Consider the following 13870-nt stretch of genomic DNA (forward strand, 5'->3'; position numbering starts at 1 on the left):
TTCGCTTGTGAGCTGGCCTGATCCACACCCAGACCCTCAGCTGCTCAAGCAACTGGGGGTTGCTCCATTTCAACAGCGTCTTCCCTGGTGGGGAGGCGACCTTCAAACCTTGAGGGACACGCTCCGTCCCGTTGATTTGCCGATCGATCAAGGTCAACCCCTAGAGGTCCAAGTGCCTGCCCTGAGCAGCGGTGCGGCGGGTTCTGGAGCCTTGCTCTCCTTCCTGGATTGTCCACCAGCTCCGAAGGCGTTGGTGGTTGTGTTGCATGGGCTAGGAGGGTCGAGTCGTCGCGAAGGCGTGCGCAGGCTTGGTGTCGCCCTTGGAGCAGCGGGTTATGCGGTGCTGCGCCTCAACATGCGCGGAGCTGATCCTGGCCGACATCTGGCGGGTGGCACCTATGCAGCCCAGTGCAACAGCGACCTTCTTCCCGTGTTGAATCGAGCGCGACAGCTTTGCAGCACCCTGACTTCAGAAGGGACGCCGCTGCCCTTGTTTGGAGCTGGGCTTTCCCTGGGGGGAACCATGCTTCTCAATGCATGCCTCTCAACATCAGCTGAACGCGTTGCCGCCGGACTCGACCCAGCAGGTCAGCCCCTGGATGGATTGTTTTGTGCCAGCAGTCCCTTGGATTTGGCGGCCTGCAGTGCCTCGATTGAACGTCCCCGCAATCGTGTGTACCAACGCTGGTTGCTGCAGCGCTTGGTGCGTCAGACCCTTGCCGATCCCTTTGGGGTGAGCGATTTGGATCTTGAGCGGATGGGTGGTGCTGAGCAACCACGCACGATTCGTGCTTTTGATAGCAGCGTGACAGCGCCTCGCTGGGGATTTGTAGACGTGGATGCTTACTACTGGGAGGCTTCACCGCTCCAGCATTTAATCCAATCGCCCCAGCGTTTGCCTCCCACCCTGATGCTTCAGGCTCTGGATGATCCTTGGGTGCCTGCGCGGTCGGCCCTCGAGCTAAGTGAGGCTGTCTCTATGGATGAGTCCACTGATCAGACCATTCAATTGATCTTCACCCGCGAGGGGGGTCACAACGGTTTTCACGGACGAGCCGGCTGTTGGGCCGATGCGCTTGCTGCGTCCTGGTTGCAAACGCTCAAGTGAACGTGGTGGTTTTCAGGACCCACTCTTCGATTGGTTGCCCTTGGATGATGTGTTGCTGAAGAATGCTGCTGATGCGCTCTGGCGTAACACCTCCGTACCAGGTGCCATCGGGCCAGACCAACAGGATTGGGCCTTGCTCGCAGATGCGTAAGCAATCGGCTTTGCTGCGCAGCACGATGCCTTGAGCCCGGCTTGGATTCTCCAGGTTCAATTCACGCACCTGCCGCTTGAGAGCATCCCAGCTTGCGGCTCCGATGTCTGGATCACAGCACTTGGCTTTCGTTGCTGTGGCGCAGAGCAACAAGTGATGGCTAATCCGCTGGCTCATCTCCTGGCTCATGCGGCCATCGATGCGCTGCTGATCTGCGTCGTGCCGCGGTTCACATGCTCGCGCACGGCCTGGCGTGCCCATTGATCCACCGCCAACACATCATCAAGACAAGGGTTGGCGGCGAGATCGCCTTTGTGTTGTTCACAGGCTTCCTCGATCATTTTGGGAATATCGAGAAAGTGAATCTTCTCCTCAAGGAATTGGGCAACGGCCTCCTCATTGGCTGCATTGAGCACGGCAGGCATGGTGCCGCCGGCCCGGCCTGCGGCGTAGGCCAGGTCCATGCAGGGATATTTGGCTGGATCCGGTGCGCGGAAACTCAATTGCCCCACTTCGGTGAGATCGAGCCGACGCCAAGGGGTCTCCAGCCTTGAAGGCCAACTCATGCAGTAGAGGATCGGCAACTTCATATCGGGCCAGCCGAGCTGGGCTAAAACCGATGAATCGGCAAGCTCCACCATCGAATGGATGATGCTTTGAGGATGAATCACGATCTCGATGTGGTCGTAATCCAGTCCAAACAGATAGTGAGCCTCAATCACCTCCAGCCCTTTATTCATCAGCGAGGCTGAATCCACGGTGATTTTTTTGCCCATGCTCCAGTTGGGATGCGAGGTGGCATCGGCCACCGTTGCCTTTTCGAGATCAGCGGCTGACCAATCACGAAAGGCACCACCGGAGGCGGTGAGTTGAATGCGGCGCAGTCCAGGTGTTGGCACCCCAGTGGAGAGACGGGCGGTGTCGCTCCAAGGTGTTCCTTGCAGGCACTGGAAGATGGCGGAGTGTTCCGAGTCGGCAGGAAGCAGCCGGCTGCCGCTTTTCTTCAGCTCAGGCAGGACCACTGGACCAGCGGCAATCAGCGTTTCCTTGTTGGCAACGGCTAGGTCTTTGCCGGCGCGAATCGCCGCCAGGGTGGGCAGCAATCCGGCGCAGCCCACGATTCCGGTGACAACGAGATCAGCTGCATCCCAAGACGCCACCACATCGAGGCCTTCAGGTCCAGCCACCAATTGTGGCAAGGGCTCCGGTCGTGTGTCGGCAGGCAGGGCCATCAGCCTGTCTTTGAGCTCAGCGAGCAGCGCTGGATCCGCTAGGGCCACAACATCAGGTCGATGCCTCTGGATTTGAGACACGAGCAGGCTGAGATTGCGTCCCGCGCTGAGGGCTACCACCCGAAATTGATCGGGAAAATCCTCAATGATCTCCAGGGTCTGCGTGCCAATGGAGCCAGTGGAGCCCAGAACGCTGATGGCTTTCACAGGGATCCGGGCAATTGATCACAGTTTCCCACCTCAATGCCTTCGCCTGGCAAACTTCGCAGCATTACGGATGGACTAGGGCTGATGGCGCTGAAGGAGCACTGGCGGTCCGGATTGGGATTTGTGTTGGCCGCGGCTGGAAGCGCCGTGGGTCTTGGCAACCTCTGGGGCTTTGCCTATCGCGCCTCCCAGGGAGGTGGAGGCGCCTTCCTGCTGCTCTACGTGCTGATCGTCTTGCTGGTCTGTTTGCCCGTGTTGGTGGCGGAGATGGTGTTAGGTCGCAGTACGGCCCAAAGCCCCTTGCTGGCTCCTGTTGTGGCGGCGGGAGAAGCATGGCGGCCGATGGGATGGCTGTTTTTGCTCGCCTCGTGCGGGATTTTGGCGTTCTATGCGGTGCTGATGGGCTGGACCGGTCACACCCTTGTGCATGCCCTATGGGTGGGGCTGCCAGGAGATATGGACACAGCTGAATCGCTGTTTGCATCGGTGAGCACTGGAAATAGTGCCTTGCTGGGTCAGGGGGGCAGTCTTGTTTTAACCGCTGCGGTTGTGGCTTCTGGTGTGCAGGGAGGCATTGAGCGTCTCTCGCGTTGGGCCCTGCCTCTGCTGTTTGTGTTGTTGGTTGGCTTGGGGATTTGGGCAGCCACATTGTCTGGAGCGATGGGCGGATACCAAACCTTTCTGCTGCGCTGGGATCCAGCGCAGCTGCTCAATCCCACCACGATTCGCAATGCCTTTACCCAGGCCTTTTTCTCCATCGGTACTGGAATCGGTTGCATCCTTGCCTATGCGGCCTATTTGAAAAGCAGTGCGCGACTGCCCAGGGAAGCGATCGCAGTGGTTGGTTTGGATACGGCCGTCGGTCTCTTGGCTGGATTGATCACTTTCCCCGTGGTGATCAGTTTTGGTCTGCAGGAAACGGTGAGCGAGTCCACTGTTGGGGCTTTGTTTTTAGCGATACCCACCGGACTTGCTTCCCTGGGCGCTGCAGGGCGCTTGGTGGCTGTGCTCTTTTTCTCATTGGCCTATCTCGCGGCCATCACCTCATCGGTGTCTCTGCTGGAAGTCCCCGTGGCTTCCTTGATGGATCGCTTGGGCTGGTCCCGAAGGCGATCGGCATGGCTGATGGCGTTGCTGATCTTTATGGCCGGCCTTCCCGCTGCGATGTCGATCCCGGTGTTGGAGGTGATGGACTCGATTTTTGGGGGTGTGCTGTTGATTTTGGGAGGACTTCTTATCGCCCTGCTGGTGGGCTGGGCAGTTCCGAAACGGTTCCGAGACGACCTTCAAGAATCAAAAACCTCAGCGGGCTTAATCCGTTTGATGCTGTTTTTCCTGCGCTGGGTGTCTCCTGTGGTGATTACTGCTGGGTTGTTAATCAGCGTTGTTGATTTATGGCGTCAATGGTTTCCAGCAGCTTGATCGCTCACAGCATGCGGCGCAATTTTTTAAAATTTTCTCTGAACAAATTCACTCGCCAAGCGAACTTCTAGAAGAAATGAGATGGAAGCCATCATCAACATTCCCATTGTGGTGATGAACAGAGGTGCAACGATTGCAGTGAGATTCACTTGAGTGATCACACTCATAAACATCGCTGAAACCACGATGGAAAGAAGCAGGGTGGCACAGGTGAGCAGCCAGATCGCCCGAAGAATGTGTTGCATGCGCCGCTTGCAATGCCTGCGCTCAAAGTCATCTCTTCTGGCATCCGATTCGCTGAGCCGGCGTGAGTGATCAGCAATGCGGGCAAGCCTGGCGGAAAGAACATTAAGCAGGGCCCCGATCCCAGCGAGTAAAAACACCGGTGAGACGGAGAGCTGAATCGCCTTGGACAGGCTTTCAGGATGCAAGGTTGAGAAGTCCAAGAGTTGGTGAGTCCGTCAAATGGTGGCAGCAATCCGGTAGACAGGAACCTCTGTGGACGCGGTTCGATGTTGTGGCTGAAACGTTGGAACTTTATTGAACGGGCTCGGTTGGAACGGGAGCTTTGGGATGCATTCGAAGCCAAGGAGGATATTGAAGCGATGGTGAATGCGCTCAAGGCCCGTATCGAAGCGATGGATACGACTGACCCTGAGCTTGGCGATCAAAACTTCCGTCTGGAGGTATGGATCACCACCATGGAACGCATTCGCAAGATCGAAGCGATGATGGCTGGAAAGCAGCGTTAGAGCATTCTCCAATCGGTAAGTCCACCTGGCTTATCGATCAGCTCAATGCCTTGGTCACTGAGGGCCTTGCGAATGCGATCGGCTTCTTGATAGTTCTTCGCGTGTTTTGCTGCTTTGCGATCGGCGATCGCCTGCTCAACCGCTTGTGCATCAACGGAACCGTCGGCTGATGGTTTGGAGTTGTTGGTTTCGCTGCGTAAACCAAGAACAGCGGCCAGTTCGCGCAACACCATCCAGCGTGTGTGCTGTTCGTTCAGCTCGTTGGCTGGCTGGTCAGGCTGGTCGCCTCGATCCAGGCGATTGGCTAAACCGCGGAGTGGACGGGCGAGATCAAACAGCACGGCCAAGGCACCAGAGCTGTTGAGGTCATCGTCCATGGCGGCAATGAACCGTTGCTCAAGGTCTTCAAAAGGGCCAGTTGCACTCAGTACAGCGCTAACCGCTTCCACGCTGAGGGCCGTCTGATCGCCCCATCCCAAGGCAGCAGCATGCTTTTCCCCCAATTTGAGGGCCGCATTCAATCCTTTCCACCCAGTGGTTGCTGCTTCCAGCGCTTCGGGGGTGAAGTCCAGGGGCTTGCGGTAGTGGGCCTGCAAAACAAACAGGCGCAGGGCCATCGCGGAGAGTCCGCTTTCTAGAAGTGCGCGAATGGTGGTGAAGTTGCCGAGTGATTTGCTCATCTTTTCTCCACCCACGTTCACCATGCCGTTGTGCAGCCAAACCCGCGCTAGTTCGGTTCCATTAGCCGCTTCCGACTGGGCGATTTCATTTTCATGATGGGGGAACACCAAATCGGCTCCTCCGAGATGGATGTCGATGGTGTCGCCGAGCTCTTCACGAACCATCGCCGAACATTCGATATGCCATCCGGGGCGTCCGTCACCCCAGGGGGATGGAAAGCTTGGCTCATCGACTTTTGCGCGTTTCCAAAGGGCGAAGTCAAAGGGGTGCCGCTTGCGTGCTTCTTCCGCATCGGCGACGCGACCAGCAGCATTGTCTTGTTGTTCACTGAGGTCTCGACCGCTGAGCTTCCCGTAGCCCGCGTGCTTCATCACGGCGAAGTAAACATCGCCATCTGCGGAGTAGGCCGCACCTTTGGCCTCAAGCTCTGCGATTAAGCCACAGATGCTGTCAAGACAACGGGTGGCGCGGGGCATGCGGTCAGGGCGCAAGATCCCCAGAGCATCCATGTCTTGATGAAAAGCATCGATGTTTCGTTCGCTGACCTCATCCATCGATGAGGATTCTTCAGCGGCGCGCTTGAGGATCTTGTCGTCGATGTCGGTGAAGTTTTGGACGAACGTCACCATGTAGCCGCGCCAGATCAAATAGCGACGTAAAACATCCCAGTTGATATAGCTGCGTGCATGACCGAGATGGCAGAGGTCATAGACCGTGACCCCACAGCAATAAATGCTGACCTTTCCTGGTTTAAGTGGGAGAAAGGGTTCCGTGCGGCGGGTGATGGTGTTTGTAAACCGCAGGGAAGACATCAGGCTCAAAAAAGGGAATCAAATTGCGGTTGATGCCCGCCAAAGCAGACCAAAAACCTGTAGTGGATGGTAGATCCGTGCTGGTGTTGCCCCTTAGTCCCGCTTTTGGGTGGGATCGTTGTCAACCGTTAGCTGAACTCAGATCACTGAACCTTAAGAGCGGTGGATTGGAGTGGATGCGTTGTGAAGTAAGGCTTACTCGCTGCTTGCCATGTCACTGATCCTCAATTGCTGTTCTTTTCTTTTGTTTTTGAGGTGTTTATTTCGCGTCCATCCAGTTATCGCCAATGCCTGTTTCTACGACAAGTGGCACGCTTAGTTGTATGGCTTTTTCCATCGTTTGCACTACAATTTGCTGAATGTCTTTAAGTGCATTTGGATCAACTTCTAATACCAATTCATCATGAACTTGTAGGAGAAGTCTGGCTGGCAAATGTTTGCTTTCCAGCTGTGCTTGAAGCTGCACCATCGCCAGCTTGATGATGTCAGCACTCGAACCCTGGATCGGAGCATTGGCCGCGGCCCGAAGTTGTTGCGCTTCCATCCCGCCGCGTCTTGCTACTTCCAAATTGATCTCGAGTGGATCCATGCCGCTGAGGCGGCCGAGCCCATTGCGGTCGAAGTGGAAAGGACGCCTGCGTCCCAAAATGGTTTCCACATAGCCCTGACTGAGGGCAAGACGTTCTTGAAGTTCAAGGAAAGCGAACACCTTGGGATAGCGCTGTTTGTATTTGCTTAAAAAGTCTTTGGCCTCGCTTTGACTTACACCAGTTTCGCGCGCAAAGCGTTGGGCACCCATGCCATAAATCACGCCGAAATTGATGGTTTTGCCTAGCCGTCGTTCGTCTGACGAGACCTCGTCTTTATCGAGAAGCAAGCGAGCGGTGAGGGCATGCACGTCGTCTCCATCGCGATAGGCCTGTTGCAGGACCTCTTCCCCGGATAGGTGCGTGAGGATGCGAAGTTCGATTTGGGAATAATCAGCGCTGAGCAATTTCCAGCCGTCTTGGGGCAGAAAGGCCTTACGAATTCTTCTGGAAAATTCGGTCCGAACAGGAATGTTCTGCAGGTTGGGATTGCTGCTGCTCAGCCGGCCAGTCGCGGTCACCGCCTGGTTGAAATCGGTGTGGACCCGTCCTGTTTCCGCTTCTACTAATTGCGGCAAGGCATCCACATAGGTGCTCTTTAATTTGCTCAGCACCCGATGTTCAAGCACCAGGGGCACAACGGGGTGATCGTGTTCCAGCTTCTCGAGCACGGTGGCATCGGTGCTGTATCCGGTTTTGGTGCGACGTGATTTTTTGCGGTCCAGCCCGAGGGTGTTGAACAGCAGTTCACCGAGTTGCTTCGGGGACGCGAGGTTGAAATCCACCTCCGCAACGTCTTTGGCTTTCGATTCCAGTTGTTCGAGAGTGGCACCAATCTCTGAGGAGAGACTCGCTAGGTAGGGCACGTCGATGCGAATCCCTGTGGCCTCCATCACCGCCAGCACGGGCTCAAGCGGCAGCTCAACATTGCTAAGCAAGTTTGGAAGTTGGGGGCCTAAGTCCTCGAGTTGTTTGTTGAGGTCGATTGCCAGTTTGCGGGTGAGATGCACATCCATGCCGCAGTACTGAGCGGCTTGTTCCAGGGGAACTTCGGAGAAAGTACTGGCCTTGCCGTCTTTGGCTTTGCCCACCAGATCACTGAACAGGGTGGGACGAATCCCGTAATCCCGATCGGCCATCACATCCAGGCCATGTTTCGCTGCCGCATCCCTGAGGTAATCGGCCAGCAGGGTGTCCATGACGACACCAGCAAGCGGTAAGCCATGACGCAACAGAATCAAACGGTCGTATTTGGCGTTTTGAAGGGCTTTTGGGTGCTCGCCACTGGCCAACCAAGGAGCAAAGGCTTGCAGCACCGTTTCCAGTGGCAATTGCTCTGGGCTGGGATCGCCCCGATGACTCACCGGGATATAGGCCAAATCGCCAGAGTTAGGCCCCCAACAAACGCCAATGCCAACGAGCTGAGCGCGGAATGGATTGAGATCGGTGGTTTCCGTGTCGAGGGCAACGGGGGCTAGGGGATCACGGCAGTTCATTAACTGCGTGATCAGTGCCCCGAGTTGATCAGGGGTTTGAACGAGCCCAGGATGTAAGACCGGTTGGGTTTGGTTGGACGTTGCCTCAGATTCAGCCTCTGATGCCGCCTCGGGCCCTGATGGTTTGGCTTCAGCCTTGGCGGGGCCTGGCTCCTCTGCTTTGGCGAGGAGATGGGCGTTAGCCGCTAAACCACCACTGGAAAAGGTGGCCACAAAGTTGGGGACCTGGCGGATCAGGCTGTTCAGCTCGAGTTCCTCTAGGCGCTGACTCAGGCCATCGCCATCAACGCTGCCCAGGTCGAGTTTGGGCTCCTCTGGTAGCGGAATGTCCACCAGAATTTCAGCCAGGTGCCGTGACAGGTAGGCATTGTCTTTGTCGTTAGCAAGCTTGGCTTTCAGTGCACCTTTAATAGCGCCACGACTCGCTTTTGGCCCCTCTGCTTCCACCTCGGCTAGGGCTCTGTACACCCCATCGAGATCGTCGTTGTCTTTCAGCAGGCTGATCGCTGTTTTGGGACCCACTCCCTTCACTCCAGGGATGTTGTCGGAGCTATCGCCAGTGAGAGCCTTGAGTTCAACCACCTTGGTGGGAGCCACGCCGAGCTTGGCTTGCACGCCGGCTTCATCGATCAAGGTGGGGCCACTGCTTTTGGCATAGGGACCGCCGCCCATATAAAGAACAGCGATGTTGCGGCTGTCGTCCACCAGTTGGAAGAGGTCGCGATCACCGCTCAGAATGCGCACGCTCCATCCATCTGCTGCTGCGCGGTTGGCCAGGGTGCCGAGCACATCGTCGGCTTCAAATCCCGGGGCCAGACAGAGAGGAAGATGCAGCTGCGTCTTCAGAATCTCTTGAAGCTGCCTCAGGTCTTGGAAGAAGTGGTCGGGTGCGACGTCGCGATGGGCCTTGTAGTTGGGGTCGGCCTTATGGCGGAAGGTGGGTTCAGCTGTATCGAAGGCGATCGTCACGCTGTTGGGCTTCAGCCCTTTGCAGTTATCGAGCAGGGCCTTGAGGAACCCATAGGTGACGCTCGTAGGAATTCCGTCTTTGGTGCTGAGTCCACCCTCACCGCCTTTGCTGAAGGCGTAAAAACTACGGAATGCCAGTGAGTGTCCGTCTACCAGCAGCAGCAGGGGTTGATCGGCGGTGGAGCTCATGGGTTTCGGCAGGGGTGGGCTGGATTAGTCGCGCTGTTTCGCCCAAGGCGGCAAGTCGATGAACACCCGCGTTCCCGGTTTCACTCCCGAGAGAATCGCACTCTGGCTGCCACCGCTGGCGCCTAGTTCGATGGCCTGGAATGTGGGTTGGTCGTTCTTCCCCACGAGCAAAACGCCTGGTTTGCCGTCTTCCGTCACGATCGCCACGGTTGGTACCAAGGTGCTCTCTGCGGTACGTCCGGTTTGAAAGTTCACGTCTGCGGTCATGCCGATACGCAGGATGGGAGGCGGATTCAGAAGGGTGAGTTCCACCTCAAATGAGATCACGTTGTTAGTTTTTTCAGCGCGCGGTGCGATGTCGCGTACTTCTGCGGCAAAGCTTTGATCAGGGAAGGCATCAACGCGGACGTTGGCAGCCTGGCCAATTTTGATACGGCTGAGATCACTTTCAGGCACTTTTGCGGTGACTTCAAGGCCTTGGGAGAGCTCAACAATGGAAGAGCTGGTGGCCCCTGCTGAGGTGGAGGCAGTTGTGGTGGGTGTAACGAAGGATCCTGGTTCGGCGTATCGCTCCGTAATCACCCCGTTGAACGGAGCCCTAACAAGGAGTTCACTACCCTCCACATCTCGTTGTTGAATTCGTTCCTGGGCCGCTTCAAAATTGGCTTTGCTACTGAGATAGCGGGCACGATATTCATCCCGATCGACTGCACTAATTACTCCACTAGCGAATAAAGCCTGACGTCGTCTGTAGTCAGAGGCTTTGGCTTCGTAATCGGCTTTTGCTTGACGTGCCTTAGCCAGGAGTTCATCCATACGGTCCTGAAAGTCACCTCGGTCCATGCGGGCCAGCACCTGCCCCTGCTCAACGCGGTCCCCTTCGTCAACGAGCAAGGCTTCGAGCAAGCCCTGCCGCTTTGGGCTCACATTCACGCGGCGAATCGCTTCTAGCTCCCCACTCGCGGTGACAACACCAGGAAGAGAGCCACGGGTGGCTTCAATTGTGTAGTCGGATGGATCGCGATTTGAGCTGAGGCTGCTGTTCAGCATCCACATCAAACTTCCGCCGCCCACAACCGCTGCAGCGACGCCAGCAATCAGCAAGCGTTTGCGTCGTCGTCGATCTGCACTGAAGCGACTAGGAGAGGTCAAGTTATGGTCCTTGGCGAGTAATGGGGTTTGCCGTTGTTGGCTGACCATGACATCGCTTGTATCAGAACTTCATAGATAGTCTCGCCTGTGGATAGGTAAATTGACGTGCCAGCTTGGAATTTGCACGCCAAAGTCACGCAATTGAGACGTCAGCGTGTGTTTTTCGGGGTTATTGGGCGCAGAAGCGGTTGAGGGTCGGTGGATAGATTTGCCTACATGCTTAAAGCTGGAATCGTCGGATTGCCCAACGTCGGCAAATCCACCTTGTTCAATGCCCTCGTGGCCAACGCGCAAGCTCAGGCTGCGAACTTTCCGTTCTGCACGATTGAGCCAAATGTGGGAACGGTGGCGGTTCCCGATGACCGCCTCCAGAAGCTGTCTGACCTCAGCAAGAGCAAAGAGCTCATCCCCACGCGGATGGAGTTCGTTGATATCGCCGGTTTGGTGAAGGGTGCCAGTCAAGGCGAAGGCTTGGGCAATAAGTTCCTCTCCAACATTCGTGAGGTCGACGCGATTGTTCACGTGGTGCGCTGCTTTGAAGACGACGATGTGATTCACGTGTCTGGATCAGTGGGGCCGGCTCGCGATGCCGAGGTGATCAACCTTGAACTTGGCTTGGCCGATCTTTCTCAGATCGAGAAGCGGCGTGAGCGGCTGAAGAAACAAATGCGTACGAGCAAGGAAGCTCAGGTGGAAGATGGGGCGCTCGCGCGCATCCAAGAGGTGCTCGAAGCCGGTGGTGCTGCCCGCAGCATCGAGCTGACGGATGAAGAGGCCCTGATGATCAAACCGCTCGGACTGCTCACCGCGAAGCCGATCATTTACGCCACCAATGTAAGCGAAGACGATTTGGCCGCGGGCAATGGCTACTGCGAAGAAGTTGCGGCCCTTGCAGAGAAAGAAGGTGCTGAGTCCGTGCGTATTTCAGCGCAGGTGGAGGCCGAGTTGGTTGAGTTGGGCGAAGAAGAATGTGCTGATTATTTGCAGGGTCTTGGTGTGAGTGAAGGAGGCTTGCGCAGTCTCATTCGTGCCACCTATCGACTCTTGGGTTTACGTACTTACTTCACGACGGGTGAAAAAGAAACGCGGGCTTGGACATTCCGTGCCGGGATGACTGCACCGCAAACAGCAGGGGTGATTCACACTGATTTTGAGCGTGGATTCATCCGTGCACAAACCATCGGTTGGGAGAAGTTGCTAGAGGCTGGATCCCTTTCAGAGGCTCGAAATAAGGGATGGTTGCGTAGTGAAGGGAAGGAATATCTGGTGGCTGAGGGTGATGTAATGGAATTTTTGTTTAATGTATGATTATTGAGCTTAAATGTTATTTCGCTTTATTAAAGTCATCGTTAGTGTTAAAAGGTGAGTTTGCCCTATAAATACCTTCAGCGAATATTTTAGAGTCTGATGAAATATCAATAATCATGCCGGCTTTACATTGATAGCTCCAGAGAGAGCGATTGAATGCGTTTTAAGAGAGGCCTGGATCAGAAAAATTTCTTACTTCTAAGTCTGAATGCCCTACTCCAGCACCAAAATATGGTGTCCAGGACTTCTTGCGCAGAAGATCCCAGTATCCGCTCATGAAGACTGATTGCTTCCGAACTTCTCCACCTGAAATATAGTCAAAGTCAATTCCTCTAACATTGGTGTAACCACTTAATTGGCTTGCATCAATGGCGTAAGTCGCCTCGACTCTTAAACCATTAAAATCAATCCCAAGTTCTAGCTCTGCCGATGAGCCAGGGTTTGTATATTCTTCAAAAGTTCCTGCCTTTCCTGTATTTGTTCGGTCGTCGGATTATTGGCTCCAGCTGATCCAGTTATATATAGTTTGGGATAATCGTCTCTGTCTTCTTGAACAATGACAGGCTGGGAGGAAATAGAGACGGCAGAAGCGAAGAGCCCTAGGGAAAGGCGTCGCAGCATGGAGGGTAAATTGTTTACCGAAATGATGACTCGCTTGTGTTGCTGTTGATAGCTGCAGTAGGCAGTTTCAGCATTGCTGCTATCCCGTAGATAGCAAAACCCCGCTTGTGGCGGGGCTACATCTTTAGACAGAGAAGCTTGAAATGTCTAAAGAAGTCAACTACCGCTTAGGCTTTATTAGGCATTCACCAAACAATCCAATGGGACTAAGGACTGTCAATAAGCGAATCGCTCTTTGGGTTACAGAGAAGGTTGGCACGATGTGGTGCGCTTATGCATTTTGCTTGCTTGCATTCATTTCTTTGCCTGAAGCATTGGCTTCGCAAGACCCTTTGAAGATCGTCTCCTGGGGAGCGCAGACTTTTCTCCAGCTTGTACTTCTTCCAATTATCATTGTTGGACAGAATATTCAGAGTAATATTGCAGAGCAGCAGGCTGATACAGACAGCAAGACACTTATTGCTATTAAGCAGCTAGCAGAGGAAATCCATGAGGCAACATACAGGTCAAGTACTGCATTCCTTGAATTGAATGATTAATCAGAGCATCTTGTATATATATCCTATCATTGAATTATGTTGCCACGAATGTACTTTTGACGCTATCGGTAATGGCGCTGTTTGATTTTGCTTTGGTTCGTTGATCATGTTTCTTTCAAGCTTTTTGGCGCTGAGTATTCAAGCGGGTGGCGAATGGAATGCCCTATGTGCTTTGCTGTCATGACAAGAGTCCAGCACCGTATAAGAAAGGGAAGCGAACTTTTGGGATTTAAATATTAGATAAGTCTTGTCTATGGCAACGTTGTTTAGTTGTTTCTCAAAGAGTCTCAATCGCCTCCATCGCTGGAACAAACTGCGTGCTGTTTTGATTGAAGTCTGTGCATTCTTTGTTCATGGCTTCGCTCACCAGCTTGATGGTTTGGGTGGCTTGGGAAGATTTTAGCCAGTTCTTTTGCGACTCCCAGTTGTTATTTTTAATTGCTGCTTCCACGATCAAATCAGCACGCTCTTTGCTGTAGTCAGCGTGAAGCATTTTGCAGGCTGCATAAGCCGAGTGACCTACAAGTCCTCGGCGCATGTCTTGCTCGGACGTTTGGTCGGTCTGGGCTTGTGCGCTACTCCAAGCGATCGCCTGACTCAGCATCAAACCAAGGCTGATCCAGAGCAAATGTCTGCGGGGCATC

12 protein-coding genes are annotated in these 13870 nt (G+C 54.6%); 5 read left to right on the forward strand and 7 right to left on the reverse strand.

The annotated features are described in order from the left end of the window. Positions 1 to 7: 7 nt before the first annotated feature. Entirely contained in the window at positions 8 to 1108 is a 1101-nt protein-coding gene (locus SynSYN20_RS04800) for a YheT family hydrolase (RefSeq protein WP_186524935.1), read from the forward strand. On the opposite strand, the gene SynSYN20_RS04805 is transcribed toward SynSYN20_RS04800, so the two are convergent. Both SynSYN20_RS04805 and SynSYN20_RS04810 read right to left on the reverse strand, forming a co-directional pair. After that, entirely contained in the window at positions 1101 to 1436 is a 336-nt protein-coding gene (locus SynSYN20_RS04805; protein WP_186525463.1) for a ferredoxin, read from the reverse strand. The genes SynSYN20_RS04800 and SynSYN20_RS04805 overlap by 8 nt on opposite strands. Before the next feature lie 8 nt (positions 1437 to 1444). Then, complete coding sequence (locus SynSYN20_RS04810; protein ID WP_186524936.1) at positions 1445 to 2698, reverse strand: 1-deoxy-D-xylulose-5-phosphate reductoisomerase; 1254 nt, start codon at positions 2696 to 2698, stop codon at positions 1445 to 1447. Positions 2699 to 2782: 84 nt separating this feature from the next. Between SynSYN20_RS04810 and SynSYN20_RS04815 the strand changes: the two genes are divergently transcribed. Then, positions 2783 to 4120, forward strand: a complete 1338-nt coding sequence (locus tag SynSYN20_RS04815; RefSeq protein ID WP_186525464.1) for a sodium-dependent transporter — start codon at positions 2783 to 2785, stop codon at positions 4118 to 4120. Between the two features lie 26 nt (positions 4121 to 4146). Here the strand turns inward: SynSYN20_RS04815 and SynSYN20_RS04820 are convergent, their stop codons facing one another. Next, entirely contained in the window at positions 4147 to 4566 is a 420-nt protein-coding gene (locus tag SynSYN20_RS04820) for a DUF2721 domain-containing protein (protein ID WP_186524937.1), read from the reverse strand. Positions 4567 to 4632: 66 nt separating this feature from the next. On the opposite strand from SynSYN20_RS04820, the gene SynSYN20_RS04825 reads away from it, so the two are divergent. Beyond that, positions 4633 to 4872 (forward strand): hypothetical protein, encoded by a 240-nt coding sequence (locus tag SynSYN20_RS04825; RefSeq protein ID WP_186525465.1) that lies wholly within the window; start codon positions 4633 to 4635, stop codon positions 4870 to 4872. Here the strand turns inward: SynSYN20_RS04825 and cysS are convergent. The 3 genes from cysS to SynSYN20_RS04840 all read right to left on the reverse strand — a co-directional run bounded on the left by cysS (position 4869) and on the right by SynSYN20_RS04840 (position 10806). Then, the gene (gene cysS, locus SynSYN20_RS04830; RefSeq protein WP_186524938.1) at positions 4869 to 6365 is read right to left on the reverse strand and encodes a cysteine--tRNA ligase; all 1497 of its coding nucleotides are present in this window, start codon (positions 6363 to 6365) and stop codon (positions 4869 to 4871) included. The two genes, SynSYN20_RS04825 and cysS, sit on opposite strands and share 4 nt — an antisense overlap. Before the next feature lie 259 nt (positions 6366 to 6624). Further along, a complete protein-coding gene (gene polA / locus SynSYN20_RS04835; RefSeq protein ID WP_186524939.1) occupies positions 6625 to 9606 on the reverse strand; it encodes a DNA polymerase I in 2982 nt (993 codons plus the stop codon). Positions 9607 to 9630: 24 nt separating this feature from the next. Continuing rightward, positions 9631 to 10806: an efflux RND transporter periplasmic adaptor subunit gene (locus SynSYN20_RS04840; protein WP_186524940.1), complete on the reverse strand. Its 1176-nt coding sequence runs from the start codon at positions 10804 to 10806 to the stop codon at positions 9631 to 9633. A gap of 168 nt (positions 10807 to 10974) precedes the next feature. Here SynSYN20_RS04840 and ychF point away from each other — a divergent pair, with 168 nt between their 5' ends. Then, entirely contained in the window at positions 10975 to 12066 is a 1092-nt protein-coding gene (gene ychF / locus SynSYN20_RS04845; RefSeq protein WP_186524941.1) for a redox-regulated ATPase YchF, read from the forward strand. A 764-nt stretch (positions 12067 to 12830) separates the two neighbouring features. Continuing rightward, complete coding sequence (locus tag SynSYN20_RS04850) at positions 12831 to 13226, forward strand: hypothetical protein (protein WP_255476376.1); 396 nt, start codon at positions 12831 to 12833, stop codon at positions 13224 to 13226. Between the two features lie 277 nt (positions 13227 to 13503). Here the strand turns inward: SynSYN20_RS04850 and SynSYN20_RS04855 are convergent, their stop codons facing one another. Continuing rightward, positions 13504 to 13869, reverse strand: a complete 366-nt coding sequence (locus SynSYN20_RS04855) for a hypothetical protein (RefSeq protein WP_186524942.1) — start codon at positions 13867 to 13869, stop codon at positions 13504 to 13506. Position 13870: the final 1 nt, after the last annotated feature.

Origin of the sequence: Synechococcus sp. SYN20 (genome assembly GCF_014279555.1) — a bacterium.
Lineage (GTDB): Bacteria > Cyanobacteriota > Cyanobacteriia > PCC-6307 > Cyanobiaceae > Synechococcus_C.